The sequence below is a fragment of the Streptomyces flavotricini genome (assembly GCF_020639365.1).
In the GTDB taxonomy this organism is placed as follows: Bacteria; Actinomycetota; Actinomycetes; order Streptomycetales; family Streptomycetaceae; genus Streptomyces; species Streptomyces flavotricini.
In genome coordinates this window covers 7202783-7228967 of the sequence record NZ_JAINUL010000001.1, presented here as the reverse complement: position 1 = coordinate 7228967, position 26185 = coordinate 7202783, and the positions used below count along the sequence as shown (strand labels likewise).

Sequence of the window (26185 nt, the reverse complement as noted above, 5' to 3'; positions counted from 1 at the left end):
AGGAAGGCCCCCGTGCGACGCACCGCCCCCCTGCTCTCCCTCTGCCTGGCCGCCGCCGGGCTCACCGCCTGCACCGCCGCCGACACCACGCCCCCCGCGGCCCCCGCCGGGATCACCGCGCAGGCCGGCAGCGCCACCTCCGTCCACGTGATGTGGCAGGCGGCGGCCCCGGCCGACGCGGTGACCAACTACCAGGTCTTCCAGGCGGGCCGACTGGTGCGCGAACTCCCGGCCGACAAGACGATGGTGGACATCACCGGCCTCAGCCCGCAGACCGGCTACGCCTTCACGGTCCGGGCCCGCGACGCCGCCGGGAACACCTCCGCCCCGAGCGCCTCCGCCGGGGCCACCACCCCGGCCGCCAAGGCAGAGGACCGCCGGGCCCCCACCGCCCCCGCCCGCACCACGGGCAGGGCGGACGGCCCCCGGTCCGCCACGCTGTCCTGGTCCGCGGCGACCGACGACACCGGCGTGACCGCGTACGACGTCTACCAGGGCGGCATCCGGATCCACACCGCCGGCCCCGGCGAGACCGGCACCACCCTGACCGGCCTCCAGCCGGGCACCGGTTACACCTTCACCGTCCGGGCCCGCGACGGGGCGGACAACTCCTCCCCCGACGGCCCGGCGGTGGACGTGACCACCGCGCCCTCCGCAGGTCAGGGCCCGGGCACCGCGCCCGCCGAGTTCACCGCGACCGCCTCTCCCGGCGCCGTCACACTGACCTGGACCGCCCCCGACACGGGCCGCCCGACCACCGAGTACGAGCTCCACGTCAACGGACGGGCCGTCACCGTCATCCAGTTCGGTGCCGGCGCCGTGCCCGCGTCCGGAGCCACCGGGGTACAGCACCGGCTCACGGTGACCGAACCGGCCGGCACCCGGTGGACGCTCAAGCTGCGCGCCCGGCTGCCCGACGGCAACTGGGGGGCCTTCTCCACGGAGCGGAGCATCGTACTCGCCGCATGAGACGCGCGGCCGGACTCCCGTCAACGTGACGGCAATCCGAACGGAACGGCACGTCCGGACGAGAAGATCGCGCACAATACAACCGTGTTCGGTGAGTACTCGTCCAACAGAAAAGGGCCGGATTCCGCGGCAGCCGACGGCGATCCCGATCCGGCTCCCTGCGCCCCGCCGGGGAACCTGCCGCCCGACCCGGCGGGGTTCATCGGGCGGGAGAGCGAACTCGTCGACTTGCACGGCATGTTGGCATCCCGCAGGCTGACCACGCTGACCGGGGTGGGCGGCGTCGGCAAGTCCCGCCTCGCCCTGCGGGCCGTCAGCGATCCCGAACAGGCCCGGCCCGACGGGGTCTGGTGGGTGGAGCTCTCGCCGCTGCGCGATCCCGGCCTGCTCACCATGACCGTCGCCCACGCCGTGGGCCTGGCCGACCACTCCGCCCGTCCCCTCGACGAGGAGCTGTGCGCGTGGATGGCGGACAAGGAACTGCTCCTCGTCCTCGACACCTGCGAGCACATGGTGGCCGAGTGCCGCCACCTCGTCGGTGAACTCCTCCAGTCCGCCCCCGGCCTGACGGTGCTGGCCACCTCCCGGGAGCCCCTCGACAGCCCCTGCGAGAAGGTCGTCGAGGTCTGCCCGCTGCCCTGCGGGGGCCCCGACAGCGACGCCCTCGCCCTGTTCCGCGCCCGGGCCTTGACCGCGACCCCCGAGGCCGCGGCGGCCTTCGACGACCCCGGACGGGCGCGGCTCGCGGCCGAGGTGTGCCGCCGCCTCGACGGCATCCCGCTGGCCCTGGAACTCGCCGGCGCCCGGATGCGGCTGTGGACCCTGGAGCAGGTGGCCCAGCGGCTCGGCACCCGCTTCGCCGTGCTGTCCGACAGCGGGCCCGGCCTCCAGCCCCGGCACCGGACGATGCGGACCGCGATCGGCTGGAGCCACGAGCTGTGCGAGCCGGTGGAACGGCTGCTGTGGGCCCGACTGTCCGTCTTCACCGGGGACTTCGACATCGCCGCCGCCCGGGCGGTGTGCTCGGGCGGCCCGCTGCCCGCCTCCCGGGTGGAGCGGGTGCTCGCGGGCCTGGTCGCGAAGTCCGTCGTACGGCGCACCCTGGAGCGGGGGGCGGGCGCCCGCTACCGGATGCTGGACACCATCCGCGAGTACGGCCACGACTGGCTGACCGAGCTCGGCGAGGTGCAGACCGTGGCCGACCGGCACGCCCACTGGTACGCGGCGCTCTGCCAGGCCGCCGACCGGGGCTGGATGACTCCGGAGCAGGTGGACTGGTACCGCAGGATCACCGCCGAGCACGCCCAGTTGCGAACGGCGCTGGAGCACCTCCTCGGAGCTGACCCGGCGGCCGCGCTGGAGATGGCCGGCGCCCTGTGGTTCTTCTGGTTCTCGTGCGGACACGTCCACGAGGGCCGGGGCTTCCTGGAACGGGCCCTGCGGACGGCCCCGGGGACGGGCGCCGCGTACACCCAGGCCCTGTGGGCCCTCGGACTGACCACCCTGCTCCAGGGGGACATGGACGCGGCCCTGGAGCTGGGCGCCGAGTGCACCCGCGCGGCGGCCCGGCTGGCGGACCCCGAGCCGGAGCTGCGCGCCGCTTACCTGCACGGGGTCTCGGTACTGATGCCCGGGGATCCCGTACGGGCCCTGGAGCTCGCCGGCCCCCGGGCTCGGGCCGCCCACGGCGGCCGGACCAGCGGCCCCGGCTGGCTGCTGTGCCGGCTGGCCACCGGCTACGCCCTGTGCGACCTGGAGCGCTTCGAGGAGGCCGCCGAGGAGGCCCGGGGGCTTCGCGAGGCCTGCGCGGAGCTGGGCGAGCGCTGGCTGCGGGCGTACGCGGACTACATCCTGGCGGTCGCCGCGCTCGGGCTCGGCCACCACGGGGAGGCGGCGCGCCACGTACGGGCGATGCTCTCCGGGAAGCGGCTGCTCGGCGACCGGTTCGGCATCGCGCTCGGTCTGGACGTGCTCGCGGCGGCGGTGGCGGCGCTGGGCGACGGGGAACTCGCGGCGCGGCTGCTGGGCACCGGGCACGCCTGGTGGCGCACGGTCGGCCGGCCGCAGATGGGCTCACCCTCGCTGACGGCCTTGCGGGACCGGGGCGAGCGGCAGGCCCGCGCGGCGATCGGGGACGAGGCCTACGAGGCCGCGTTCCTGGGCGGAACCGCGGCGTCCACCGGCTGAACTCCAGCCGGTGGGGCCGCTTAACGTCGGGGCTCCCGTCAGTACGGGAGGGGTCTGCCCGACGGTGTGCGCAGGTCCAGGTCTCGTGGTGCGGGCTTGGGGACGGGCTTGCGGATCAGCTGCTGGCGCATGCTGCCTCCTAGCTCAGACCAGGGCCGGGCGGCGGGGTTCCACCGCGCGGCCGTCGGGGAGCAGCTCACCGGTGTCGTCGAAGACCACCAGACCGTTGCAGAGCAGGCTCCAGCCCTGTTCGGGACGGAAGGCCACGGTGCGGGCGGCGTCGTGATCGGCGCTGTCGGCGGACGGGCAGGGGGGCTGGTGGGAGCACATGGCGCACCTCCTCGCAGTGTGGGGCGGGAGGGCCGGTGGTCACCCGGTCGAATCCGCGATCCACGGTGGCGGTGAGTATTGCTGATCGCCGCCCCCGGACGGAACCCATTTCGGCAGTCCAGTTCAGGGTGTGTATGCCCGCTCACCATGCGCTCATGCCCGGTATCCGGTTCGTTCACCCGACGCCCCTTGGCGGGCGCCGCCGCCGTGCCCCGCAAGGGTGTTCGCGTCCGGCACGGGCGTGGCCGGGATCACGTTCGGCGCGGGCCCTCGCCCGGCTGCCGCCGCACCGGAGCGGGCTAGGGTGCCGGTGATCACCGGCCGCCCGGCGATCACCGCGAGACCCCGCGAGACCCGAGGAGAGATCCGTGGCCACTCCGCCACCGCAGCACGGCGCCGGCCCCTACCACCCGTACGGCCCGCAGCAGGGCGTCCCCCGCTCCCCGTACGGCGTGCCGCCGCAGCCGGTCCCGTACGGCCACCGGCAGATGCCGCAGGCCCCGTACGGCTGCCGCGTGTGCGGGGCCCAGCCGGCCGTGCCGGCCACCGTGCGCGGGCACCAGGGGGCGCTGGTCATCATGCGGTTCCTGCGCCAGGAGGGGCCGTTCTGCCGCGACTGCGGGCTCGCCACCTACCGCAAGATGTCCGCGGACACGCTGTGGCAGGGCTGGTGGGGCCCGCTGTCGGTGTTCATCACCCCGGTCACCGTGCTGCTGAACCTCGGCGCGCGGGCGCGCTTCCTCAGGCTCACTCCCCCGGTCGGCGCCATCCTGCCCTCGCTGAGCCCCGGCAAGCCGCTGTGGCGCCGCCCGCCGGCGCTGGTCTTCCTCACGGCGACCGTGCTCATCGCCTGCGCACCGCCCCTGCTCGTGCTGCTGGGCCTGATGGCCGGGAACGACGAACTGCCGACCGGCCCGGCCATCGGGACGTGCGTGCGCGACGCGGACAAGCTGCGCAACGAGAAGCTGGTGCCGGAGGCCTGCGGTTCCCCGCTGGCCAAGTACCTGGTCACCAGGGAGCGGGGCACCGGCGGCGCGGACTGCGCCGACGGCGACCTGATCAGCGTCCCCGACAAGTGGGTCGAGGGCGCCCACTCGCTGTGCCTCACGCCCGTGCACTGACGGAACTCATGCGTGAGGCACGGCGCGCGAGCGGATGTCCGCTAGCGGATCGGCATCTGCGAGATCGTGCGGGCGATCACCAGACGCTGGATCTCACTGGTGCCCTCGAAGATCGTGTAGATCGCACTGTCGCGGTGCATGCGCTCCACCGGGTACTCGCGGGTGAACCCGTTGCCCCCGAGGATCTGGACCGCCTGGGCCGTGACCTTCTTGGCCACCTCGCTCGCGAACAGCTTGGACATGGAGCCCTCCGCCGAGGTGAAGGGCTTGCCCGCGACCGCCATCCAGGAGGCCCGCCACACGAGCAGCCGGGCCGCGTCGATGGAGGTCCGCATGTCGGCGAGCTGGAAGGCGATGCCCTGGTTGTCGATGATCGGACGGCCGAACTGCGTACGGGTCTTGGCGTAGTCGAGGGCGACCTCGTACGCCGCGCGCGCGGTGCCGACGGCCATGGCGCCGACCGCCGGGCGGGAGGCTTCGAAGGTGGCCATGGCGGCGTTCTTCACGCGCTCGCCAGCGCCGCCGGCCCTGGCCCGCTCGTGGGCCCGCGCGAGCCGCTCGTCCAGCTTCTCCTTGCCGCCGAGCAGGCAGGAGCCGGGGACGCGGACGTCCTCCAGGACCACCTCGGCGGTGTGCGAGGCGCGGATGCCGTGCTTCTTGAACTTCTGGCCCTGGGACAGGCCGGGGGTGTTCGGCGGCACGATGAAGGAGGCGTGGCCCTTGGTGCCGAGCTCGGGGTCGACGACGGCGACGACGATGTGGACGTTGGCGATGCCGCCGTTGGTCGCCCAGGTCTTGGTGCCGTTGAGCACCCACTCGTCCTTGGCCTGGTCGTAGACGGCCCGGGTGCGCATCGAGCCGACGTCGGAACCGGCGTCCGGCTCGGAGGAGCAGAAGGCGGCGACCTTCACGTCGTCGGGGGTGCCGTACATCTGCGGGATCCAGGTCCCGATCTGCTCCTCGGTGCCGTTGGCGACGACGCCGATGGCGGCGAGCCCGGTGCCCACGATCGACAGGGCGATGCCCGCGTCACCCCAGAACAGCTCCTCCATGGCCATCGGGATGCCCAGGCCGGTAGGGTCGAAGAACTGCTGGGCGTAGAAGTCGAGCGAGTAGATGCCCACCTTCGCGGCCTCCTGGATGACGGGCCACGGAGTCTCTTCGCGCTCGTCCCATTCCGCGGCGGCGGGCCGGATCACTTCGGCCGCGAAGCCGTGGATCCAGTCGCGTACCTGCTTCTGGTCGTCATTGAGCTCCATGGTGAACTCCGCCATGTTCCCCTCCAGCTGTGCGTCCACCAGTGCGTTACTAGCGGTAACCCATACGGTGACCACAGTCTGTTACCGGCGAGTAGGCACTGTCAAGCAGCGCAGCCCGCAGCACAGCCGATTCGATCGCGAGGGTGTGCGGGGTGTTACGTTGCGTGGGCGTCACGCACCATCGCAAGGGCGGGGAGAGAAACACGTCATGGAGACCACTCAGCAGGCCGGCGAACCGGGAGCGGCCGAGCGCCGCAGGCGGGAGCTGCTCGAAGCGGCCGACCGGGTCGTCCTCCGGGACGGCCCCAGGGCGTCCATGAACGCCATCGCGGCGGAGGCCGGCATCACCAAGCCGATCCTCTACCGGCACTTCGGCGACAAGGCCGGGCTCTACCAGGCCCTCGCCGTCCGGCACACCGACGCCCTGCTCGACTCGCTGCGGGCCGCGCTCGACGCCCCGGCGGAGCGCCGCAGCCGCGTGGAGTCCACCCTCGACACCTACCTCGCGGCCATCGAGGCCCGACCGCAGGTGTACCGGTTCCTCATGCACCCGGCCGAGGACTCGCACGCCGCCGAGCGGGGCTTCGACGTGGGCCTGCACTCGGCGCCGCTGCTGCGCCGGCTCGGCGAGGAGCTCGCCGACGTGATCGGCGAGCGCGTGGACCTCGGCCCCGGCGGCGAACGCCTGGCCCGGATCTGGGGCCACGGCATCGTCGGCATGATGCACGCCGCCGGCGACTGGTGGCTGGGGGAACGTCCCTGCGACCGCGCCGAGTTGGTCACCGGACTCACCGACCTGTTGTGGGGCCGGCTGGCCACGGCCGGCAACCGTGTGGACGGCCCGGGGTTCTGAGACCCACCGCCGGGGCCGCGCTCAGTTCTGCGCGGCCCCGGCGGCCCGCGCGCCCCACGGCGTCTTGCGGATCGCCCGCCGCAGCCGCCTGGCGCGCAGCCCGGTGACCCGGTCCGCGTAGACCGTGCCGTCGAGGTGGTCGCACTCGTGCTGGAGGCAGCGCGCGAAGAATCCGGTGCCCTCGATCCGTACGGGCGCGCCCGCGGAGCTGACCCCCTCGACGACCGCGCGGTCGAAGCGGACCGTGCCCGCCTCCAGGCCGGGCAGCGACAGGCAGCCCTCGGGGCCGCGGAACTCGTCCCCGTCGGCCGCCACCAGGCGCGGGTTGACGATGTGCCCGACGTGGCGGACGTCCTCGTCGTCGGGGCAGTCGTACACGAACACCCGCTGCCCGACGCCGATCTGGTTCGCGGCGAGGCCGACGCCCTCGGCGGCGTACATCGTCGCGAACATGTCCTCGATGAGCCGGTCGAGGGCCGGGCCGAACGCGGTGACCTCCTCGCACGGCGAGTGGAGCACCGGGTCGCCCAGCAGGCTCATGGTGCGGACGAGGCCGGTGGTACCGGGGATGGGGCGCTGTCGCATGGCCGTAAGGGTACGACGGGCGAATATATGAGGAGATCTGCGGCGCCTCAGGGCGCCGCGGTCAAGGCCCCGGCCGGTACTGGATAGGCTGGGGCCGACCGACGCAAGGAGGACAAGGGACGATGGCAGGCAACACAGAGCCGCTTTCGCCGCGGGCCAAGCTGGCCGTGACGGCGGGCAAGGCCGCGGCTGCGGTGTCGCGGGCCGCGGGACGCGGAAGCGGATCGGTGATCGGTGGCAAGGTCGCACTCAAACTCGACCCCGATCTCCTCGGAGCGCTCGCGCAGCATCTCGACGTCGTCCTCGTCTCCGCGACGAACGGCAAGACCACGACCACCCGGCTGATCGCCGAGGCCCTGCGGGCCAGCGGACCGGTCGTCTCCAACGCCCTCGGCGCGAACATGCCGGCCGGCATCACCTCCGCCCTCGCGGGCGGATCCGACGCCAAGTACGGCGTCATCGAGGTGGACGAGAAGTACCTCGCCGGAGTCGCCCGGGACGTCACCCCCAAGGTGATCGCCCTGCTGAACCTCTCCCGCGACCAGCTGGACCGCGCCGCCGAGACCCGCATGCTCGCGGAGAAGTGGCGCGAGGGCCTCCAGGGCTCCAAGGCCGTCATCGTCGCCAACTGCGACGACCCGCTCATCGTGTGGTCGGCCTCGTCCTCGCAGAACGTGGTGTGGGTCGCGGCCGGCCAGGAGTGGAAGGACGACGCCTGGTCGTGCCCCTCCTGCGGTGGCGTCATGCAGCGCCCCGGCGACGACTGGTTCTGCGGCGAGTGCGGATTCCGGCGGCCCGCCCCGAGCTGGGTGCTGTCCGGGGACCACGTACTGGACCCGCACGGCTCGGCCTGGCCGATCCACCTGCAGCTGCCCGGTCGCGCCAACAAGGCGAACGCCGCCACCTCGGCCGCCGTGGCCGCCGTCTTCGGCGTCCCGCCGCAGGTCGCGCTGGAGCGGATGTACCAGGTGCAGGCCGTCGCCGGCCGCTATGACGTGGTGAACTTCCAGGGCCGTGAGCTTCGGCTGCTGCTCGCGAAGAACCCGGCGGGCTGGCTCGAAACGTTTTCGCTGATCGACCCGCCGCCGACCCCGGTGATCCTCTCGGTGAACGCGCGCGGCGCCGACGGCACGGACACGTCCTGGCTGTGGGACGTGGACTACCCGCGCCTGGCCGGCCACCCGATCTTCGTGATCGGCGACCGCAAGCTGGACCTGGCGGTCCGCCTGGAGGTCGCGGGCCTGGACTTCCGCGTGTGCGAGACCCTCGACGAGGCCGTGCAGCTGGCGCCGCCCGGACAGATCGAGCTGATCGCCAACTACACCGCCTTCCAGGACGTGCGCCGCCGCGTCGGCAACTAGAACCCTCAAGGACAAGAGCATGAGCGACAACAGCCTGCGTCTGGTGTGGGTCTACCCGGACCTGCTGAGCACGTACGGAGACCAGGGCAACGCCCTCGTGGTGGAGCGCCGGGCGCGCCAGCGCGGCCTGGACGTGCAGCGCGTGGACGTGCGCAGCGACCAGCCCATCCCCACCTCGGGCGACATCTACCTGATCGGCGGCGGTGAGGACCGCCCGCAGCGGCTCGCCGCGGAGCGACTGCTGCGCGACGGCGGTCTGGAGCGGGCCGTCTCGAACGGGGCGATCGTCTTCTCCGTCTGCGCCGGCTACCAGATCCTCGGCAACGAGTTCGTCAACGACATGGGCGAGCGCCAGGAGGGCCTCGGCCTGCTGGACGTGGTCACGGTGCGCGGCGAGGGCGAGCGCTGCGTCGGAGACGTCCTCGCGGACATCGACCCGCGCCTGAACCTCCCGCAGCTGACCGGCTTCGAGAACCACCAGGGCGTCACCCACCTCGGGCCGACCGCCCGCCCGTTCGCCCGGGTCTCGATGGGCCGCGGCAACGGCACGGGCGACGGCACCGAGGGCGCGTACAACGACACGGTCTTCGGCACCTACATGCACGGCCCCGTGATGGCCCGCAACCCGCAGATCGCGGACCTGCTGCTGAAGCTGGCCCTCGACGTGAACGCGCTGCCGCCCATCGACGACCGGTGGTACGAGGCGCTGCGCGCCGAGCGCATCGCGTCGGCCACACAGCCCGCGTAACGCCGCGCGGACCGCTCATCGGGGCGGCCCCGCAATCATGTGTTCGGCCCGGTTTTCCCTTGGGGGAACCGGGCCGACGTCGTTTCGTACGACGAGTGTGACCAGCATGTGGAGGATGGTTCAGTGGACCGCTCCACCGCTTGTAGGGTGGCCGTAGTTCCAACCGGACGACGTGGTCCGGTCGTCGGCCCACGTTGCAAAGGTTCCCCCTGCCATGCGCATTGGTGTGCTCACTTCCGGCGGCGACTGCCCCGGCCTCAATGCCGTCATCCGCTCCGTCGTGCACCGCTCCGTCGTCGACCACGGCGACGAGGTCATCGGCTTCCACGACGGCTGGCGCGGCCTGCTGGAGTGCGACTACCGCAAGCTGGACCTCGACGCCGTGAGCGGCATCCTGGCCCGCGGCGGCACCATCCTCGGCTCCTCCCGCGTCCAGCCCGCGCACCTGCGCGACGGCGTGGAGCGGGCCCGCGGGCACGTGGCCGACCTGGGCCTGGACGCCATCATCCCGATCGGCGGCGAGGGCACCCTGAAGGCCGCGAACCTGCTCTCGCAGGCCGGCCTGCCGATCGTGGGCGTGCCGAAGACCATCGACAACGACATCGCCTCGACGGACGTCACCTTCGGCTTCGACACCGCCGTCGGGGTCGCCACCGAGGCCCTGGACCGGCTGAAGACCACCGCCGAGTCCCACCAGCGCGTGATGGTCGTCGAGGTCATGGGCCGCCACACCGGCTGGATCGCCCTGCACTCGGGCATGGCGGCCGGCGCGCACGCCATCGTCGTCCCGGAGCGCCCCTTCGACATCGACGAGCTGACGGCGATCGTCGGCGAGCGCTTCTCCGCGGGCAAGCGGTTCGCGATCGTCGTGGTCGCCGAGGGCGCCAAGCCGCGCGCCGGCTCCATGGACTTCCAGGACGGCGGCACCGACCAGTACGGGCACGAGCGCTTCGCCGGCATCGGCAACCTGCTCGCGGTCGAACTGGAGCGCCGGCTGGGCAAGGAGGCCCGTCCGGTCATCCTGGGCCACGTCCAGCGCGGCGGTACGCCGACCGCGTACGACCGGGTCCTGGCCACCCGCTTCGGCTGGCACGCGGTGGAGGCGGCGCACCGCGGCGAATTCGGGATGCTGACCGCGCTGCGCGGCACCGAGATCGAGATGGTCCCGCTCGCCGACGCCGTGCAGACCCTGAAGACGGTCCCGGCCGAGCGGTACGCCGAAGCCCAGAACGTTCTGTGATGTTTCCCCCCTTCTGCGCCATAACCCCGTAATGGCCGCCCCCGGACGCGATCGCGTCCGGGGGCGGCACTACTGTGGTGGGGCATCACAGGTCAAGGGAGTGAACAGATGGATCACAGCGGTCACGGCATGGACATGAACATGGACATGGACCTGCCGCCGTTCACTCTCGGGCGCGGGCTGGAGTTCTCCTTCGACGCGTTCTTCCTGATCGGCTCGCTGGTGGGCCTCGGCATGTACCTGTGGGGCGTGGTGCGGCTGCGCCGCCGCGGGGACGCCTGGCCGCTGGGCCGGACCGTCGCCTTCACCACGGGCGTGCTGACCGTGGCCCTGGTGATGTGCACCAAGCTGAACGACTACGGCATGGTCATGTTCAGCGTGCACATGGTCCAGCACATGGTCATCAGCATGCTCTCCCCGATCCTGCTGCTGCTCGGCGCGCCGGTGACGCTGGCGCTGCGCGCGCTGCCGCCGGCCGCGCGCGGCACCAAGGGACCGCGCGAGCTGCTGCTGATGCTGCTGCACAGCCGCTACATGAAGGTGATCACCCACCCGGTGTTCACGATCCCGCTGTTCATCGCCAGCCTCTACGCCCTGTACTTCACCCCCCTCTTCGACTTCCTGATGGGGAGCAAGGCCGGGCACATCGGCATGATGGTGCACTTCCTGGCCGTCGGCCTGGTCTTCTTCTGGCCGATCATGGGCGTGGACCCGGGTCCGCACCGCCCCGGCTACGTGATGCGGATGCTGGAGCTCTTCGCCGGCATGCCCTTCCACGCCTTCTTCGGCATCGCGCTGATGATGGCGAGCGAGCCGATGATCAAGACGTACGCGAACCCGCCGGCCTCCCTCGGCATCGACCCGCTGCTCGACCAGCAGTGGGGCGGCGGCATCGCCTGGGCCTTCAGCGAGATCCCGTCGGTACTGGTGCTGATCGCGCTGGTCTACCAGTGGTACCACTCCGAGCAGCGGGCGGCGAAGCGCTCCGACCGGGCCGCGGACCGCGACGGCGACCAGGAGCTGGAGGCGTACAACTCCTATCTCGCCTCGCTCCAAGCGCGTGGCCAGTAGCGCGGCAGGACCTCCGCGCGCGACCATGGGGCATGACCGGATCCGTTAAGGCGATGGCCGTCATGACCTTCGCCGCTCTGGTGGCCGTCGCCACGTATTCCGTGGCCCTCGGCAGCAACGGCTGGCTGTGGTTCGGCTGGGTGGTCCTCGGCCTGCTCACCGCCGGCATGGCTGCGTCGCGCAAGCCCTGAACCGGCGCCCGCACACCTCACCCTCACCTTCCGCCCCAGCCTCCCCGCCCAAGCCCGCCGGCGGCGGGGCCGGGTTTGCCGGTCGCGGTCATCCTGGGCCGGCCCGGCCGGCGGGATTCTGCTTCGCCATGCCCATCCGGCACCGTGTCCGGCACACTGACCTGACCCCAGGTGAAGGGAAAATGCCCCGGTGTTCTACCACTTGCTCAAGCACGTGCTGCTCGGTCCGCTGCTCCGGCTGCTGTTCCGGCCGCGCATCGAGGGACTGGAGAACATCCCGGCGGAGGGAGCCGCGATCATCGCGGGCAACCACCTGTCGTTCTCCGACCACTTCCTGATGCCGGCCATCCTCAAGCGCCGGATCACCTTCCTCGCGAAGGCCGAGTACTTCACCGGTCCCGGCGTGAAGGGGCGGCTGACCGCGTTCTTCTTCCGCAGCGCCGGGCAGATCCCGGTGGACCGCTCCGGCAAGGACGCCGGGCAGGCCGCGCTGCGCGAGGGACTCGGGGTACTGGCCAAGGGCGAGCTGCTGGGCATCTACCCGGAGGGCACCCGCTCCCACGACGGACGGCTCTACAAGGGCAAGGTGGGCGTGGCCGCGATGGCGCTCGGGGCCGGGGTGCCCGTCGTCCCGTGCGCGATGGTCGGCACCTTCGAGATCCAGCCGCCCGGGCAGAAGATCCCCAAGATCCGGCGGGTGACCATCCGCTTCGGCGAGCCGCTGGAATTCTCCCGGTACGCCGGGATGGAAGGCGAGCGGGCCGTTCTGCGGGCCGTCACCGACGAGATCATGTACGCGGTCCTCAACCTTTCCGGCCAGGAGTACGTCGACCGGTACGCCGCCGAGGTCAAGGCGGAAGAGGAAGAGGCACGGAAGAAGGCCCGGCGCAAGACGCGCTGAGCCTCCTCCCGTGCCGTTTCATCCGATCGTCCGGCTTAGCGGACGGCGGGCAGCTCCTCCTGCGCCGGGAGCGCGGACGCCGGCGCCTTGGCCAGCGACTTCGCGGCCGCCGGGGCCGGGGGGACCGGAGTGGCGTGCGGGCCGCACTTCACGTCCTTGGCGTCGACCTTGCCGGTCAGCAGGTAGGCGTCCACCCGGGTGTTGATGCAGGGGTTCACCAGGCTGGTGACACCGTGCGAGCCGGCGTTCTGCTCGGTGATCAGACGCGAGCCGGCGAGGCGGCGGTGCATCTCGACGCCACCCTCGTACGGCGTGGCGGCGTCACGCTCGGACTGGACGATCAGGACCGGCGGCAGGCCGCGCTTGGCACCGACCTCGATCGGGTTGCTCTGCTTGGCCTTCCAGGTCGCGCAGGGCAGGTTCATCCACGCGTTGGACCAGGTCAGGAACGGGTACTTCTCGTTCAGCTTGGTGTTGTCCCGGTCCCACTTGGCCCAGCTGGTCGGCCACTTGGCGTCGGCGCACTCCACCGCGGTGTAGACGGCGTTGCTGTTCTCGGACGCGGCATTGCCCTTGGTGTCCGACATGTCCGGGGCGATGGCCTCGATCAGCGGCTTCTCGTCACCGGCGGCCCAGGCGCTGAACGCCTGCGCGACCGGGACCCACGAGGAGTCGTAGTACGGGGCGCCCTGGAAGAAGCCGATGAGCTCGTTCGGGCCGACGACGCCGCCGAGCGGGTTGGCCTTGGCCTGGGCGCGCAGCTGCTGGTACTTGGCCTCGACCTTGGCGCGGCTGTCGCCGAGGTGGAAGACGGAGTCGTACTTGGCGACCCAGTCCTGCCAGTCGTTCCAGCGGGTCTGGAAGGCGACGTCCTGGCCGAGGTTGGCCTCGTACCAGATGTTGTCGGTGTCCGGGTTGACCACGCTGTCGACGATCATGCGGCGCACGTGGGTCGGGAACAGCGTCGCGTAGACGCCGCCGAGGTAGGTGCCGTAGGAGACGCCGAGGTAGTTCAGCTTCTTCTCACCGAGGGCGGCCCGGATGACGTCCAGGTCGCGCGCGGTGTTCGGCGTGGTCATGTGCGGCAGCATCTCGCCGCTGCGCTCCTTGCAGCCGTCCGCGTACTCGGCGGCGAGCTTGCGCTGGGCACGCTTGTCCGCCTCGTTGGACGGGACCGGGTCGGCCTTGGGCGCCTTGACGAACTCCTGCGGGTCGATGCAGGAGATCGGGGCGGAGTGGCCGACACCGCGGGGGTCGAAGCCCACGAAGTCGTAGGCCTTGGAGGTGTTGACCCACAGCGGGCTCTTGGTGGTGACCCGGCGCGGGAAGCGCATGCCGGAACCGCCGGGGCCGCCGGGGTTGTAGATGAGCGCGCCCTGGCGCTCCTCCTTGGTGCCGGTGCTGCCGATCCGGTCGACCGCGAGGTCGATGGTCTTGCCGAACGGCTTGGCGTAGTCCAGCGGGACCTTGACCCAGCCGCACTGGATCGGGGCCTCGAAGCCCCAGTCGGCGGGGCAGTCCTTCCACTCGACGCCGGTGGCGGCCGCGCGGGCGGCGGCGAGCTGGACGCCCAGCGCCTCCGGGAACCCGCTGTTCTGGCTGGACGAAGCCGCTGCGGCCGGCGGGGCCAGCAGCAGGCCGGCGGCCAGCGCTCCGGTGATCAGAGTGGCAGCGCTCCCCAGCGCTGCAGTGCGTATCACGTGGTTGTTCCCCCTGCGTCAGACCCGGCCGGAGGAGGCCGGGTTGGTCGGGTCGGTCGGTCGAACAGTGGGATCCTTTCGCCTGACCAACACCTGACAACAGGGCAAGGTCGCGTTCTTTGCCAACCCGATAACCGGAAAGGCGTGTACCGCTGAGCGGTGTCCCATTCGTCCCAGGTTCGCTCAGCGATTACCAGCCGTACGTGCGACACGCCGCGTCGAGTACCTCGCGCAGCCGCAGCGCGTCGGGCGCCAGGGCCGTCACGAGGACGGCCGGACCGGCCAGCGGGGTGACGGCCGCGAACTCCCCGAGCACCGCGGCGGTCGGCGCCGATGCGGCGAACGCCGGGTCCACGACCAGGAGCTGACCGAGCGCCCGGTGGCCCGCGAGCCCCGCCGGGCCGTCCCAGCCGCCGGGTGCGCCCGGTCCACAGGCCAGCTCCTGGTCCAGCAGGGGGCGCCCGTCCCGGGTCACGGTGAGCCGGCTGCGCAGGAGCCCCGGCGCCTCCCCCGTACGGCCCAGCACCTGCTCCTCGCGCAGCAGCAGCCGGGCCGTGGGGGCGAGTTCGGCGCGGGTGCGCACCCGCAGGTCGCTGCCGCGTACGGAGACCAGCGGCTCCGGCAGCCACCGCAGCGCCGAGTCCCCGGCCAGGGTCAGCCGTACGTCGTACCGCGCGGGCGCGCCACCCCGGCCGGGCAGCGCCAGGGTGGCGGCCGCCGAGGCAAGGGCGAGCCGGGCCCCGGGACCGGTGGCGGCCTCGACCGTGAGGTGGTCCCCGCCGAGCGGGGCGCTCATCGCGCCGACCAGCATCACGCCGGCCTCGGCGGCCGTGCCGCGGGTGCGGCGCAGCGCGAGCGGTCCCTCGCCGGCCAGCAGGGGCAGGGCGGTTCCGCCGCGGCCGTCGGCGACCGCGGAGATCCGGGCCGTGGCCCGTACCCCGGTGCGGGCCGGGGCGGTACGGGCCGGAGCGGGCCCGGTCGGAGAGGGCCTGGCCGGAGCGTCCGATTCCGACGGGGCCGGGCCGGGCGGAGCCGGGGCCGGCGGTGCGGCGGGAGGCGCTCCGGCCACCGTAAGGCTCACCGGGCGGCCCAGGCGGCGATCCGCTCGCGCACCCAGGCGGCCACCGGAGCCACGCCCTCGGCGCCGCGCAGCGACTGGAAGGCGACGGGGAGTTCACCGCGCTGGTCGGCGGCGTCGCGGGCCATCCGGTCCAGGTCGGAGCCCACGTAGGGGGCGAGGTCGGTCTTGTTGACGACGAGCAGGTCGGCGGTGGTGACACCCGGGCCGCCCTTGCGCGGGATGTCGTCCCCGCCCGCGACGTCGATGACGAAGATCTGGGCGTCGACGAGGCCGCGCGAGAAGGTGGCGGTCAGGTTGTCGCCTCCGGACTCGACGAGGATCAGGTCGAGCGGGCCGACCGTCTCCTCCAGCTCCTCCACCGCCTCCAGGTTGGCGGAGATGTCGTCGCGGATGGCGGTGTGCGGGCAGGCACCGGTCTCCACCGCGCTGATCCGCTCCGGCGGCAGGACGGCTTCGCGGAGCAGGAACTCGGCGTCCTCCCGGGTGTAGATGTCGTTGGTGACGACGGCCATCGACAGCTCGGCGCGCAGGACGCGGCAGAGCGCGGCGACGGTGGCCGTCTTCCCGGAGCCGACGGGGCCGCCGAGTCCGATGCGCAGGGCGCGGCGCGAGCCGTCCGCCCGTACGGGCTCGGCACTGTGGGTGTGGCGCTGGGGGTAGGTCACGCCGTGGTCGAGGTGCATGGGGGTCTCCGGTCGTGGAGGTGTGGGGAGGGAAGTCAGGAGGCGAACAGCCGGACCGGCCAGTCGGCATGGACCTCCGCCGCGATGTCCAGCAGCGGCGAGGAGGCCGCGGGCAGGGCGCCCGGGCCTTCCCGCCGGGCCCGGTGGGCGGCTCGCGCGGCCCGGTCCGAGACCGCGTCGAGCTCGGGGGCGAGGCGGGCCAGGACCCCGCTCGCCTCGAAGGGGTCCAGGCCGAGCAGCCGCACCGTCGCGGTCGCCGGACCGCTCACGCTCTCGTACGCCGCCACGTGTGCGGCCTCCGGCGGCCCGAGCCCCGCCGCCCGGGCGGTGAGCCCGAGCACCACCGGCTGGTGCGCCCCGCGCGGGAAGGCCGCGGCGAGCGCGTCGAGTTCGGCGGCGGGCCAGGGGGCCCGGGCGGCCCGCAACAGCTGCCGGCCCAGCCGGCGGGCCGCGGCGCGCAGCGCGGGCGAGGGCGTGCGGGCGTCGGCCGCGGCGTCGAGGACCGCCGGGTCGAGCCCGAGTGCCGCGGCCGCGGCGAGCCCGGCGGCGGTGAGTCCGGCCGTGTGCAGCCGGCCGCGGCAGAACTCCTCCAGGGTGGCGGCGTCGTGGATCCGGCCGGCCTTGCAGGCGGCCTCGGCCCCGCCGGAGTGGGCGTGGCCGCCGGCGGGGAAGCGTCCGTCGGCGAGGACGAGGAGGGCGGCGAGGCTCATCGGGCCACCGCCGTCAGCAGGGGCTCCATGTCAGAAGAGGAAGTATCTCTGCGCCATGGGCAGCTCCGTGGCGGGCGCGGGCTCCACCACCTCGCCGTCGATGGTGACGGTGAAGGTGTCGGCGTCGACCTCGACCCTCGGCATGGCGTCGTTGTTGCGCATGTCCGCCTTGCCCACCTTGCGGGTGCTCTCTATGGCCACGAACCGCTTGCCGAGTCCGAGCCGTTCGGGCAGCTCGTCGTCGAGCGCGGCCTGCGCGGTGAAGTTGACCGAGTTCAGGCCGGGTGCCCGGCCGTGGCTTCCGAACATCGGGCGGGGCAGCACCGGCTGCGGGGTCGGGATGGAGGCGTTCGCGTCGCCCATCTGCGCGTAGGCGATCTGGCCGCCCTTGATGACCACTTCGGGCTTCACCCCGAAGAAGGCGGGCGTCCACAGCACGAGGTCGGCGAGCTTGCCGGTCTCCACCGAGCCGATCTCCCGCGCGAGGCCCTGGGCCACGGCGGGGTTGATCGTGTACTTGGCGACGTAGCGGCGGGCGCGGTGGTTGTCGGCCGGTCCGTCGCCGGGCAGGAAGCCGCGCCGTTTCTTCATGACGTGGGCGGTCTGCCAGGTGCGCATCACGACCTCGCCGACGCGGCCCATGGCCTGGGCGTCGGAGGAGATGATGGAGATCGCGCCGAGGTCGTGCAGGACGTCCTCGGCGGCGATGGTCGAGGGCCGGATCCGGGATTCGGCGAAGGCCAGGTCCTCGGGGACGGCCGGATTGAGGTGGTGGCAGACCATCAGCATGTCGAGGTGTTCCTCGATGGTGTTGACGGTGTGCGGCCGGGTCGGGTTCGTGGAGCTGGGCAGGATGTTCGGCTCGGAGACCACGGTGATGATGTCGGGTGCGTGCCCGCCGCCCGCACCCTCGGTGTGGTACGAGTGGATCGTCCGTCCGGCGATGGCGGCGAGCGTGTCGCCGACGAATCCGGCCTCGTTGAGGGTGTCGGTGTGGATGGCGACCTGGGCGCCGGTCTCCTCGCAGACGCTCAGGCAGGCGTCGATGACGGCGGGGGTGGCCCCCCAGTCCTCGTGGATCTTGAACCCGAGGGCGCCGCCGCGCAGCTGCGAGTGCATGGCCTCCCGGGACATGGTGTTGCCCTTGCCCAGCAGGCCGATGTTGACGGGGTAGGACTCCAGGGCCGCGAACATCCGGGCGAGGTGCCAGGGTCCGGGCGTGACGGTGGTGGCCTTGGTGCCCTCGGCGGGTCCGGTGCCACCGCCCACCAGGGTGGTGATGCCGGAGGCGAGGGCCTCGTCGACGACGGTCGGCGAGATGAAGTGCACGTGGGCGTCGATGGCGCCCGCCGTGACGATCTTCCCGTTGCCCGCGATGATCTCGGTCTCGGGGCCGATCACGAGGGCGGGGTCCACCCCGTCCATCGTGTCGGGGTTGCCGGCCTTCCCGATGCCGCAGATGCGGCCGTCCCGGATGCCGATGTCGGCCTTGACGATGCCCCAGTGGTCGAGGACGACGACTCCCGTGATCACCGTGTCCGGTGCGCCCTCGGCGCGCGTGGTGCGGGCCTGGCCCATGGACTCGCGGATCACCTTGCCGCCGCCGAACACGGCCTCGTCGCCGGAGCGTCCGGGGCCTCCGCTGAGGTCCCGCTCGATCTCCACGAACAGGTCGGTGTCGGCGAGCCGGATGCGGTCGCCCGCGGTCGGCCCGAAGAGGTCGGCGTACGCGCGGCGGTCGAGCTCAGCCATCGAGCGGCCCCCCGGTCTCCCCGCGCAGGCCGGGTACGGTGCGCAGCCCGCCCAGCGGTACGAGTTCCACGGCGACCGGGATGCCCGGCTCGAAGCGCACGGCGGTGCCGGCCGCGATGTTGAGCCGCAGCCCGCGGGCGGCCGGGCGGTCGAAGTCGAGGCCGGGGTTGGCCTCGGCGAAGTGGTAGTGGGAGCCGACCTGGACGGGCCGGTCGGCGGCGTTGAGCACGGTGAGGCGGGTGACGGGCCGGCCCTCGTTGAGGCGCACCGGGCCGTCCCCGTGGACGATTTCGCCGGGGATCATGCGGGTTCTCCCCTTCAGACGATCGGGTCGTGGACGGTGACGAGTTTGGTGCCGTCGGGGAAGGTCGCCTCGACCTGGACGTCGTGGATCATCTCGGGGATCCCCTCCATCACCTGGTCGCGGCCGAGGACGGTGCGGCCGGAGGCCATGAGCTCGGCCACGGTCCGCCCGTCGCGGGCCCCTTCGAGGATGTGCGAGGTGATCAGGGCGACCGCCTCGGGGTGGTTGAGGAGCACGCCGCGCGCCTTGCGCTTCTCGGCCACGTCCGCGGCCACGTGGATGAGCAGCCGTTCCTGCTCGTGAGGTGTCAGTTGCACTCGTATCACCAAGTTTCCGGGGACCAGATCAGCGTCGCGCCGGGCCGACGTTAGCGGCCTTCAACACTTTGTTGACCTGCGCATATCCGAGCCAAGCCTCTCTTGCCCAACGCAGAGAAAGGCTTTCCGTCCCGCGCACCGGCGCTTTGCCGAAGGATGGGTGATCATTGACGGAAGCCCGTGTCCGCCACGCTAGGCGGCGTGTTTTTCCGCCGCGTTAACCCACGTTTCGGGAAGGCACCCGGTTCAACTCCCGGGCCGCCCGCACCCGGTTCCGTATACGGAACGCGCACCGGCCCCGTGGCCGTACGGGATCAACAGCCCGAGACGCTCTCCGCGGCGGCCCCGACGGGCCAGGGAAGGGCGATCCAGACGGTCTTGCCGCCGTCCTCGGTGGGGCTGACCGAGAGCCGGCCACCCGCCTCGGCGGTCAGCCAGCGGATGATGACCATCCCCCGCCCGTTGTCCTGCTGGACGGCGGCCGGCAGGCGCCTGGGCCAGCGCGGGTGACTGTCGGTCACGCCGACGCGCAGCCACTCCCCTCGCTCCAGGCGGACGTCGACGGTGAAGCTGGGCGACTGGCCGAAGGTGTGCTGGACGGCGTTGGTGGCGAGCTCCGAGACGATCAGCCGGACGCTGTCCGCGGTGTCGGCCTCGTCGGGCAGTCCCCATTCACCGAGCACCTCCGCGACGTAGCGGCGGGCGGTGGCGACCGAGGCGGGATCGCTCGGCAGAGTGACGGATGCTTCCTGGTGGTCTGCCATGGCGACGGTCCCTTTCCCACCGGGGCGAAACGCCCCGGATCTGTGCTGGACGCCAGAGTGCCACCCATCGTCCCGCCGGTGCGGCCGTTCCCTCAAGATATGCATATATCTGTCGCCCAATGCGGTGAACTCTGCTACGGAAGAGCGTATTTGGACGGCAGACTGGTGCGAGCTGTGCCGGTGGAAGGAGGCGGGTATGCAGCACGGTCCCGCGGTGCGTCGGCGCAAGCTCGGCGAGGAATTGCGCGCGCTGCGCGACCGGACCGGACTCACCAGTGGTGAGGCCGCCCGGATCGCGGGGTGGCACCAATCGAAAATCAGCCGCATCGAGACGGGGCGCAGTGGCGTGAAACCGGAGGACATCCGCCTCCTCCTCGACGTGTACGCGAAGGTCGTCAGCCCCGAGCAACGGGCGCTGCTGGAGGCCCTGTCCGCCTCGGCGGCCGGACCCGCGGCGGGCGGTGGCGAGGCGGGGCGCGGCCGCCAGTGGTGGCACGACTACCGGGGCCTGCTGCCCCAGGAGTACCGGGACTTCATCAGCCTGGAGGCGAGCGCCCGCTCGGCCCGCACGGTCGAGCTCTCCGTGGTGCCGGGCCTGCTGCAGACCCCGGAGTACGCGCGGGCGGTGACCCGGGCCGCGCTGGGCGGGCTGCCGGAGCCCAAGGTGGACGCGCTGGTCGACGTACGGCTGGCCCGGCAGTCGGTGCTGCGGGCGGATCCGCCGCTGGAGCTGAGCGCGGTACTGGACGAGGCGGTGCTGCGGCGGCAGATCGGCGGGCCGGGGGTGATGGCGGCGCAGTTGCGGCACCTGGGACAGGTGGCCCGGCTGCCGCAAGTGCGGCTGCAGGTACTGCCGTTCAGCGTGGGGGGTCATCTCGGCCTGACAGGACCGTTCGTAATTTTCTCATTTCCGAACATCGCCGATCTGGACGTGGTGGTACTCGACCATTTGACGAGTAGCCTCTACCTGGAGCGGAAGGAAGACCTCGAGGCGTACAGCGCCGCATTCCGCACCATCCAGGCGCACGCCCTCCCGCCCCAGGACTCGTCGGATCTCATCAGCTCACTCGCTGACGACGCGTAAGGAGGCACCCCCGTGTCCGCAACCCCCCTCTCCACCAGCGGACTTCTGATCAGCGCGCGGTGGCGGCGGAGCAGCCGCAGCACCGGAATGAACAACTGCGTGGAAACCGCCGTCCTCGGTGGCGGCGGCCTGCTGGCCGTCCGCGACTCGAAGCGGACGGACGGCCCGGCCGTGCTCTTCACCGGGCCGGCCTGGGACGGCTTCCTCGCAGCCGTACGGGCGGACGCGGACGTGCTCGCGTGAAGCCCTAGGGGGTGTCCGCAAAGTAGCGCCGGGCGTCGCGGGGCAGGCGGGACTTTGCGGACACCCCCTAGCAGTCCGTGGCTCCGGCGGGGGCGGTCCTCAGGATCGTCTCGACGGCCCGGTCGATCTCGTCCCCCGTGAGATCGGCCCGCGCTGTCAGCCGCAGCCGGGAGATGCCGTCCGGCACCGACGGCGGACGGAAGCACCCCACGGACAGACCTGCCTCGCGGCAGTCGGCGGCCCAGCGCAGTGCCGCCGCGGCCGACGGGGCCCGTACCGACACCACGGCCGCGTCCGGCCGGGCCGCGGTCAGGCCGGACGCGGTGAGCCGCCCGTACAGCCGGTCGGCCACCTCGCGGGCCCGGCCGGCGCGCTCCGGCTCCCGCCCCCGGCCGGCGCGCTCCGGCTCCCGCCGGAGCAGGCGCAGGCTCGCCAGCGCCGCACCCGCGGCGGCCGGTGCCAGCCCGGTGTCGAAGATGAACGTCCGGGCCGTGTTGACCAGGTGCCGGATCACCTTGGCCGGACCGAGCACGGCCCCGCCCTGGCTGCCCAGCGACTTCGAGAGCGTGAGGGTGGCGACCACCCCGGGCGCGCCCGCGAGTCCGGCGGCGTGCAGGGCGCCCCGGCCGCCCTCCCCCAGAACGCCCAGCCCGTGCGCGTCGTCCACGACCAGGGCCGCGCCCCGTTCCCGGCAGGCCGCCGCGTACGCGGCGAGCGGGGCGGCGTCCCCGTCGACGGAGAACACCGAGTCGCTGACCAGCATCGACCGGCCCTCCTGCGCGCCGAGCGCCTTGCGCGCGGCCTCCGGATCGGAGTGCGGGATCACCTCGATCCCGGCGCGCGAGAGCCGGCAGCCGTCGACGATCGAGGCGTGGTTGCCCGCGTCGGACACGACGAGGGTGCCGCGGTCGCTGAGCGCCGTGACCGCCGCCAGGTTGGCGGCGTACCCGGAGGACAGGACGAGCGCGGCCTCGAACCCGCAGAACGCCGCCAGCTCCCGCTCGAGCTCCGCATGAAGCTCGGTCGTACCGGTCACCAGGCGTGATCCAGTGGCCCCGGCCCCCCACCGTTCGGCGGCCTCGCGCGCGCCGCGCACCGTCTCCGGGTGCCGGGACAGGCCGAGGTAGTCGTTGCTCGCGAGGTCCAGCAGCGGCGAGGCGGCCGGGCGGGGGCGCAGCGTCCGGACGAGTCCGGCCTGCTCACGGGCCCGCTCCGCGTCGTCGATCCAGGCGAACACGTCATCGGGCTCGGGGCTGTGCTGGCTCATCGGCGGGTCCTCGTTTTTTGTCGGCAGTCCACAGACCTGCCTGACCCTAACGGCCGTCACTTGAGTGCCAGGTGTGGCGATCCACACACTCCGTTCCGGCCATGTTGTGCGATCTCTCCTTGGCCGGGAGTGCCCGTGTAGTCCAGGATCGGCGTCATGGACCTGCTGAACACCCTGGTGGACAAGGGGCTGCGGCGCGAGCTGCCGACCCGCGAAGAGGCGCTTGCCGTACTGGCGACCTCTGACGATGAACTGCTCGACGTGGTGGCCGCGGCCGGCAAGGTGCGCCGCCAGTGGTTCGGGCGTCGGGTCAAGCTGAACTACCTGGTCAACCTGAAGTCCGGGCTCTGCCCCGAGGACTGCTCCTACTGCTCCCAGCGACTGGGGTCGAAGGCGGAGATCCTCAAGTACACGTGGCTCAAGCCGGACGAGGCCTCGCAGGCCGCCGCGGCCGGAGTCGCCGGCGGCGCGAAGCGCGTGTGCCTGGTGGCGAGCGGGCGCGGCCCGACGGACCGCGACGTGGAGCGGGTCGGCAAGACGATCGAGGCGATCAAGGAGCAGAACGAGGGCGTCGAGGTGTGCGCCTGCCTCGGCCTGCTCTCGGACGGCCAGGCCGAGCGCCTGAAGGACGCGGGCGCCGATGCCTACAACCACAACCTGAACACGTCCGAGGCCACGTACGGCCAGATCACCAAGACCCACACCTACGCGGACCGGGTCGACACGGTGCAGAAGGCGCACGCGGCGGGCCTGTCGGCCTGCTCCGGCCTGATCGCCGGCATGGGCGAGAGCGACGAGGACCTGGTCGACGTCGTCTACTCGCTGCGCGAGCTGGACTCCGACTCGGTGCCGGTGAACTTCCTGATCCCCTTCGAGGGCACCCCGCTGGCCAAGGAGTGGAACCTCACCCCGCAGCGCTGCCTGCGGATCCTGGCCATGGTCCGCTTCGTCTGCCCCGACGTGGAGGTCCGGATCGCCGGCGGCCGCGAGGTGCACCTGCGCTCGATGCAGCCGCTCGCGCTGAACATCGCCAACTCCATCTTCCTCGGTGACTACCTCACCAGTGAGGGCCAGGCCGGCCAGGCCGACCTCGACATGATCGCGGACGCCGGTTTCGAGGTGGAGGGCGCCGGTACGACGACCCTGCCGGCGCACCGCGCGGACGCGTTGGCGGCGGCCAGGGCCGCGGCCGGTCAGGGCCCGTGCGGGTCCTCGGCGGCCGAGGCGGGCTGTGGTTCCGCGTGCGGCGGCTGCTCGGGCCACGAGGCCGTCCCGGCCCAGGCTCCGGTCGCGGCGTCGGCTCCCGTGACGGCCGGGGCTCCGGCCCAGGCTCCGGCCGGCGATGTCCGTCCGGACCTGGTGGCGGTCCGGCGCCGGGGCGCGGGAACGGACCTCGCCCCCAATGCCTGACCAGCACCACTCGCTGCCGGCCGCGGAACTGCTCGCGCTGGACCGGCAGCACGTCTGGCACCCGTACGGTCCGATGCCCGGGCGGCAGGAGCCCCTGGTGGTCTCCTCCGCCTCGGGCGTGCGGCTGCGGCTGGCCGAGCCCGCGCAGGGCCGCGACGAGCTGGTCGACGGCATGTCCTCCTGGTGGTCGGCGATCCACGGGTACAACCACCCGGCGCTGAACGAGGCCGTGACCGACCAACTCGGCCGGATGTCACACGTGATGTTCGGCGGACTCACCCACGAGCCCGCCGTCCGCCTCGCCGCCCGGCTGGTCGAGATCACCCCGCCCGGCCTGGAGCACGTCTTCCTCGCCGACTCGGGGTCGGTCTCGGTCGAGGTCGCGGTGAAGATGTGCCTCCAGTACTGGCGCTCCATCGGCCGGTCCGGCAAGACCAGGCTGCTGACCTGGCGCGGCGGCTATCACGGGGACACCTGGACGCCGATGGGCGTCTGCGATCCCGAGGGCGGCATGCACGAGCTGTGGTCGGGGATCCTCCCGCAGCAGCTCTTCGCCGACGTCCCCCCGAGCGGTTTCGACGCGCCCGTGGACCCCGCGTACGTCGAGCACCTGCGCTCCCTGCTCTCCGCCCACGCGGACGAGCTGGCCGCGGTGATCCTGGAACCGGTGGTGCAGGGCGCGGGCGGCATGCGCTTCCACAACCCGGGATACCTGCGGGTGATGCGCGAGCTGTGCGACGAGTACGACGTCCTGCTCATCCTGGACGAGATCGCGACGGGTTTCGGCCGCACCGGCGCCCTGTTCGCGGCGGACCACGCCGGGATCACCCCGGACGTGATGTGCCTCGGCAAGTCCCTGACCGGTGGCTACCTCACGCTGGCGGCCACCTTGTGCACGGAGCGGGTGGCGGACGGGATCTCCCGGGGAGCCGTCCCGGTCCTCGCCCACGGGCCGACGTTCATGGGCAACCCGCTGGCCACGGCCGTGGCGCTGGCCTCGATCGACCTGCTCCTCGGCCAGGACTGGCAGCGGGAGGTCAAGCGGATCGAGACGGGCCTGCTGGAGGGCCTGGCTCCGGCACGGGAGCTGCCCGGTGTGCGGGACGTACGGGTCCTGGGCGCGATCGGCGTGGTCCAGCTGACGCACGAGGTCGACGTGGCGGCGGCGACCCGGGCCGCGGTCCGCGAAGGCGTGTGGGTACGCCCCTTCCGGGACCTGATCTACGTGATGCCGCCGTTCGTCACGGGCGACGGCGACGTGGCCCGCATCTGTCGTGCGGTGTGCGCGGCCGCGCAGGAGGGCTGACATGACCGTACTGATGGTCTCGGGCACGGGCACGGAGATCGGCAAGACGGTGGTCACGGCGGCCGTCGCGGCCGCGGCGGTGGCGGCGGGCCGCTCGGTCGCGGTCCTGAAGCCGGCTCAGACGGGCATGGAGCCGGGCGCCGCGGGCGATGCGGCCGAGGTGGTCCGTCTGGCCGGACCGATGATCACGGCGGTGGAACTGGCCCGCTATCCCGAGCCGCTGGCCCCGGACACGGCGGCCCGCCGCGCGGGCCTGCCGACGCTCTCGCCCGGCGAGATCGCGGACGCGGCGCGGGAGCTGTCCCGCTCGCACGACCTGGTCCTGGTGGAGGGGGCGGGCGGGCTGCTGGTCCGCTTCGACGAGGCGGGCCACACCCTCGCCGACGCGGCCCGTCTGCTCGACGCGCCGGTCCTGGTGGTCACCCCGCCGGCCCTCGGCACCCTCAACTCCACCACCCTGACGGCGGAAGCCCTCCGGGCCCGGGGGCTGCAGTCGCCGGGCGTGGTCATCGGCAGCTGGCCGGCGGAGCCGGACCTGGCCTGCCGCTGCAACCTGGCGGACCTGCCTTCCTCCTCGGGGCTCCCGCTGCTGGGCGTCGTGCCGGAATCCTCGGGATCCCTGTCCCCGGAGTCCTTCCGCGCGGAGGCCCCCACGTGGCTCGCCGCCGGCCTCTCGGGCACGTGGTCCCCGGAATCCTTCCTGGAGACCTGGCAGCCCTGACCGGCACCCGCGGACGACGCGGCCCGG

At 72.6% G+C, this 26185-nt stretch carries 27 protein-coding genes; 15 read left to right on the top strand and 12 right to left on the bottom strand.

Features of this window, described 5'->3' with window-relative positions; translation table 11 throughout:
- The first annotated feature begins 12 nt into the window (after positions 1 to 12).
- Together K7B10_RS33110 and K7B10_RS33105 are read left to right on the top strand one after the other, a co-directional pair.
- The gene (locus K7B10_RS33110) at positions 13 to 969 is read left to right on the top strand and encodes a fibronectin type III domain-containing protein (protein WP_308284657.1); all 957 of its coding nucleotides are present in this window, start codon (positions 13 to 15) and stop codon (positions 967 to 969) included.
- Between the two features lie 84 nt (positions 970 to 1053).
- Positions 1054 to 3156, top strand: coding sequence for an ATP-binding protein (locus K7B10_RS33105; protein WP_229342497.1), 2103 nt, complete (start codon positions 1054 to 1056; stop codon positions 3154 to 3156).
- 144 nt (positions 3157 to 3300) lie between these two features.
- Here K7B10_RS33105 and K7B10_RS33100 read toward each other — a convergent pair whose 3' ends face one another.
- Entirely contained in the window at positions 3301 to 3486 is a 186-nt protein-coding gene (locus tag K7B10_RS33100; protein WP_030158228.1) for a DUF5999 family protein, read from the bottom strand.
- 368 nt (positions 3487 to 3854) lie between these two features.
- Between K7B10_RS33100 and K7B10_RS33095 the strand changes: the two genes are divergently transcribed.
- On the top strand, positions 3855 to 4607 hold the full coding sequence (locus K7B10_RS33095; RefSeq protein ID WP_229342496.1) for a hypothetical protein: 753 nt from the start codon (positions 3855 to 3857) through the stop codon (positions 4605 to 4607).
- Between the two features lie 41 nt (positions 4608 to 4648).
- Here K7B10_RS33095 and K7B10_RS33090 read toward each other — a convergent pair whose 3' ends face one another.
- Complete coding sequence (locus tag K7B10_RS33090) at positions 4649 to 5881, bottom strand: acyl-CoA dehydrogenase family protein (RefSeq protein ID WP_229345591.1); 1233 nt, start codon at positions 5879 to 5881, stop codon at positions 4649 to 4651.
- A gap of 193 nt (positions 5882 to 6074) precedes the next feature.
- On the opposite strand from K7B10_RS33090, the gene K7B10_RS33085 reads away from it, so the two are divergent.
- Positions 6075 to 6719 carry a TetR/AcrR family transcriptional regulator gene (locus K7B10_RS33085; protein ID WP_229342489.1) on the top strand — a complete coding sequence of 215 codons (645 nt, stop codon included), beginning with the start codon at positions 6075 to 6077 and terminating at the stop codon, positions 6717 to 6719.
- Between the two features lie 21 nt (positions 6720 to 6740).
- Here the strand turns inward: K7B10_RS33085 and def are convergent, their stop codons facing one another.
- Positions 6741 to 7304, bottom strand: a complete 564-nt coding sequence (def, locus tag K7B10_RS33080; RefSeq protein ID WP_229342487.1) for a peptide deformylase — start codon at positions 7302 to 7304, stop codon at positions 6741 to 6743.
- A 122-nt stretch (positions 7305 to 7426) separates the two neighbouring features.
- On the opposite strand from def, the gene K7B10_RS33075 reads away from it, so the two are divergent.
- The 6 genes from K7B10_RS33075 (at position 7427) to K7B10_RS33050 (ending at position 12816) form a co-directional block, all read left to right on the top strand.
- Positions 7427 to 8665, top strand: coding sequence for a MurT ligase domain-containing protein (locus tag K7B10_RS33075; RefSeq protein ID WP_030158239.1), 1239 nt, complete (start codon positions 7427 to 7429; stop codon positions 8663 to 8665).
- Between the two features lie 19 nt (positions 8666 to 8684).
- The gene (locus K7B10_RS33070) at positions 8685 to 9413 is read left to right on the top strand and encodes a type 1 glutamine amidotransferase (protein ID WP_030860647.1); all 729 of its coding nucleotides are present in this window, start codon (positions 8685 to 8687) and stop codon (positions 9411 to 9413) included.
- 214 nt (positions 9414 to 9627) lie between these two features.
- Complete coding sequence (locus K7B10_RS33065) at positions 9628 to 10653, top strand: 6-phosphofructokinase (RefSeq protein WP_229342480.1); 1026 nt, start codon at positions 9628 to 9630, stop codon at positions 10651 to 10653.
- 108 nt (positions 10654 to 10761) lie between these two features.
- A complete protein-coding gene (locus tag K7B10_RS33060; RefSeq protein ID WP_229342478.1) occupies positions 10762 to 11724 on the top strand; it encodes a cytochrome c oxidase assembly protein in 963 nt (320 codons plus the stop codon).
- 32 nt (positions 11725 to 11756) lie between these two features.
- Positions 11757 to 11915, top strand: a complete 159-nt coding sequence (locus K7B10_RS33055; RefSeq protein WP_030860651.1) for a hypothetical protein — start codon at positions 11757 to 11759, stop codon at positions 11913 to 11915.
- Between the two features lie 190 nt (positions 11916 to 12105).
- Positions 12106 to 12816: a lysophospholipid acyltransferase family protein gene (locus K7B10_RS33050; RefSeq protein WP_229342476.1), complete on the top strand. Its 711-nt coding sequence runs from the start codon at positions 12106 to 12108 to the stop codon at positions 12814 to 12816.
- A gap of 35 nt (positions 12817 to 12851) precedes the next feature.
- On the opposite strand, the gene K7B10_RS33045 is transcribed toward K7B10_RS33050, so the two are convergent.
- The 8 genes from K7B10_RS33045 to K7B10_RS33010 all read right to left on the bottom strand — a co-directional run bounded on the left by K7B10_RS33045 (position 12852) and on the right by K7B10_RS33010 (position 20127).
- Positions 12852 to 14516, bottom strand: a complete 1665-nt coding sequence (locus K7B10_RS33045; protein ID WP_229342474.1) for an alpha/beta hydrolase — start codon at positions 14514 to 14516, stop codon at positions 12852 to 12854.
- A gap of 190 nt (positions 14517 to 14706) precedes the next feature.
- On the bottom strand, positions 14707 to 15435 hold the full coding sequence (locus K7B10_RS33040; protein ID WP_229345590.1) for an urease accessory protein UreD: 729 nt from the start codon (positions 15433 to 15435) through the stop codon (positions 14707 to 14709).
- A gap of 158 nt (positions 15436 to 15593) precedes the next feature.
- On the bottom strand, positions 15594 to 16280 hold the full coding sequence (gene ureG / locus K7B10_RS33035; protein ID WP_229342472.1) for an urease accessory protein UreG: 687 nt from the start codon (positions 16278 to 16280) through the stop codon (positions 15594 to 15596).
- A gap of 35 nt (positions 16281 to 16315) precedes the next feature.
- The gene (locus tag K7B10_RS33030) at positions 16316 to 16990 is read right to left on the bottom strand and encodes an urease accessory protein UreF (protein WP_229342470.1); all 675 of its coding nucleotides are present in this window, start codon (positions 16988 to 16990) and stop codon (positions 16316 to 16318) included.
- A gap of 30 nt (positions 16991 to 17020) precedes the next feature.
- Complete coding sequence (locus K7B10_RS33025; RefSeq protein WP_229342468.1) at positions 17021 to 18742, bottom strand: urease subunit alpha; 1722 nt, start codon at positions 18740 to 18742, stop codon at positions 17021 to 17023.
- Entirely contained in the window at positions 18735 to 19046 is a 312-nt protein-coding gene (locus K7B10_RS33020; RefSeq protein ID WP_030860667.1) for an urease subunit beta, read from the bottom strand. The genes K7B10_RS33025 and K7B10_RS33020 overlap by 8 nt, the downstream gene beginning before the upstream one ends.
- Positions 19047 to 19060: 14 nt before the next feature.
- Entirely contained in the window at positions 19061 to 19363 is a 303-nt protein-coding gene (locus tag K7B10_RS33015) for an urease subunit gamma (RefSeq protein WP_030860669.1), read from the bottom strand.
- A 314-nt stretch (positions 19364 to 19677) separates the two neighbouring features.
- On the bottom strand, positions 19678 to 20127 hold the full coding sequence (locus K7B10_RS33010) for an ATP-binding protein (protein WP_229342467.1): 450 nt from the start codon (positions 20125 to 20127) through the stop codon (positions 19678 to 19680).
- Between the two features lie 196 nt (positions 20128 to 20323).
- Between K7B10_RS33010 and K7B10_RS33005 the strand changes: the two genes are divergently transcribed.
- Together K7B10_RS33005 and K7B10_RS33000 are read left to right on the top strand one after the other, a co-directional pair.
- Positions 20324 to 21211, top strand: a complete 888-nt coding sequence (locus tag K7B10_RS33005; protein WP_229342466.1) for a helix-turn-helix domain-containing protein — start codon at positions 20324 to 20326, stop codon at positions 21209 to 21211.
- A gap of 12 nt (positions 21212 to 21223) precedes the next feature.
- A complete protein-coding gene (locus K7B10_RS33000) occupies positions 21224 to 21454 on the top strand; it encodes a DUF397 domain-containing protein (RefSeq protein WP_229342465.1) in 231 nt (76 codons plus the stop codon).
- Positions 21455 to 21521: 67 nt separating this feature from the next.
- On the opposite strand, the gene K7B10_RS32995 is transcribed toward K7B10_RS33000, so the two are convergent.
- Complete coding sequence (locus tag K7B10_RS32995; RefSeq protein WP_229342464.1) at positions 21522 to 22721, bottom strand: 8-amino-7-oxononanoate synthase; 1200 nt, start codon at positions 22719 to 22721, stop codon at positions 21522 to 21524.
- A gap of 156 nt (positions 22722 to 22877) precedes the next feature.
- Between K7B10_RS32995 and bioB the strand changes: the two genes are divergently transcribed.
- From bioB to bioD, 3 genes are read left to right on the top strand one after another with little or no spacing between them, the layout of a single operon-like run.
- Positions 22878 to 24131, top strand: a complete 1254-nt coding sequence (bioB, locus tag K7B10_RS32990) for a biotin synthase BioB (protein ID WP_229342459.1) — start codon at positions 22878 to 22880, stop codon at positions 24129 to 24131.
- The gene (locus tag K7B10_RS32985; RefSeq protein WP_229342457.1) at positions 24124 to 25437 is read left to right on the top strand and encodes an adenosylmethionine--8-amino-7-oxononanoate transaminase; all 1314 of its coding nucleotides are present in this window, start codon (positions 24124 to 24126) and stop codon (positions 25435 to 25437) included. The genes bioB and K7B10_RS32985 overlap by 8 nt, the downstream gene beginning before the upstream one ends.
- 1 nt (position 25438) lies before the next feature.
- Positions 25439 to 26158 (top strand): dethiobiotin synthase, encoded by a 720-nt coding sequence (gene bioD / locus K7B10_RS32980; RefSeq protein WP_229342455.1) that lies wholly within the window; start codon positions 25439 to 25441, stop codon positions 26156 to 26158.
- Positions 26159 to 26185 lie beyond the last annotated feature (27 nt).

Excerpts from the sequence above, each read along its gene's own strand:
- K7B10_RS33100 (WP_030158228.1), bottom strand. The coding sequence starts at position 3,486 with ATGTGCTCCCACCAGCCCCCCTGCCCGTCCGCCGACAGCGCCGATCAC.
- K7B10_RS33090 (WP_229345591.1), bottom strand. The coding sequence starts at position 5,881 with ATGGCGGAGTTCACCATGGAGCTCAATGACGACCAGAAGCAGGTACGC.
- K7B10_RS33085 (WP_229342489.1), top strand. The coding sequence starts at position 6,075 with ATGGAGACCACTCAGCAGGCCGGCGAACCGGGAGCGGCCGAGCGCCGC.
- def (WP_229342487.1), bottom strand. The coding sequence starts at position 7,304 with ATGCGACAGCGCCCCATCCCCGGTACCACCGGCCTCGTCCGCACCATG.
- K7B10_RS33075 (WP_030158239.1), top strand. The coding sequence starts at position 7,427 with ATGGCAGGCAACACAGAGCCGCTTTCGCCGCGGGCCAAGCTGGCCGTG.
- K7B10_RS33070 (WP_030860647.1), top strand. The coding sequence starts at position 8,685 with ATGAGCGACAACAGCCTGCGTCTGGTGTGGGTCTACCCGGACCTGCTG.
- K7B10_RS33065 (WP_229342480.1), top strand. The coding sequence starts at position 9,628 with ATGCGCATTGGTGTGCTCACTTCCGGCGGCGACTGCCCCGGCCTCAAT.
- K7B10_RS33060 (WP_229342478.1), top strand. The coding sequence starts at position 10,762 with ATGGATCACAGCGGTCACGGCATGGACATGAACATGGACATGGACCTG.
- K7B10_RS33055 (WP_030860651.1), top strand. The coding sequence starts at position 11,757 with ATGACCGGATCCGTTAAGGCGATGGCCGTCATGACCTTCGCCGCTCTG.
- ureG (WP_229342472.1), bottom strand. The coding sequence starts at position 16,280 with ATGCACCTCGACCACGGCGTGACCTACCCCCAGCGCCACACCCACAGT.
- K7B10_RS33030 (WP_229342470.1), bottom strand. The coding sequence starts at position 16,990 with ATGAGCCTCGCCGCCCTCCTCGTCCTCGCCGACGGACGCTTCCCCGCC.
- K7B10_RS33025 (WP_229342468.1), bottom strand. The coding sequence starts at position 18,742 with ATGGCTGAGCTCGACCGCCGCGCGTACGCCGACCTCTTCGGGCCGACC.
- K7B10_RS33020 (WP_030860667.1), bottom strand. The coding sequence starts at position 19,046 with ATGATCCCCGGCGAAATCGTCCACGGGGACGGCCCGGTGCGCCTCAAC.
- K7B10_RS33010 (WP_229342467.1), bottom strand. The coding sequence starts at position 20,127 with ATGGCAGACCACCAGGAAGCATCCGTCACTCTGCCGAGCGATCCCGCC.
- K7B10_RS33005 (WP_229342466.1), top strand. The coding sequence starts at position 20,324 with ATGCAGCACGGTCCCGCGGTGCGTCGGCGCAAGCTCGGCGAGGAATTG.
- K7B10_RS32995 (WP_229342464.1), bottom strand. The coding sequence starts at position 22,721 with ATGAGCCAGCACAGCCCCGAGCCCGATGACGTGTTCGCCTGGATCGAC.
- bioB (WP_229342459.1), top strand. The coding sequence starts at position 22,878 with ATGGACCTGCTGAACACCCTGGTGGACAAGGGGCTGCGGCGCGAGCTG.
- K7B10_RS32985 (WP_229342457.1), top strand. The coding sequence starts at position 24,124 with ATGCCTGACCAGCACCACTCGCTGCCGGCCGCGGAACTGCTCGCGCTG.
- bioD (WP_229342455.1), top strand. The coding sequence starts at position 25,439 with ATGACCGTACTGATGGTCTCGGGCACGGGCACGGAGATCGGCAAGACG.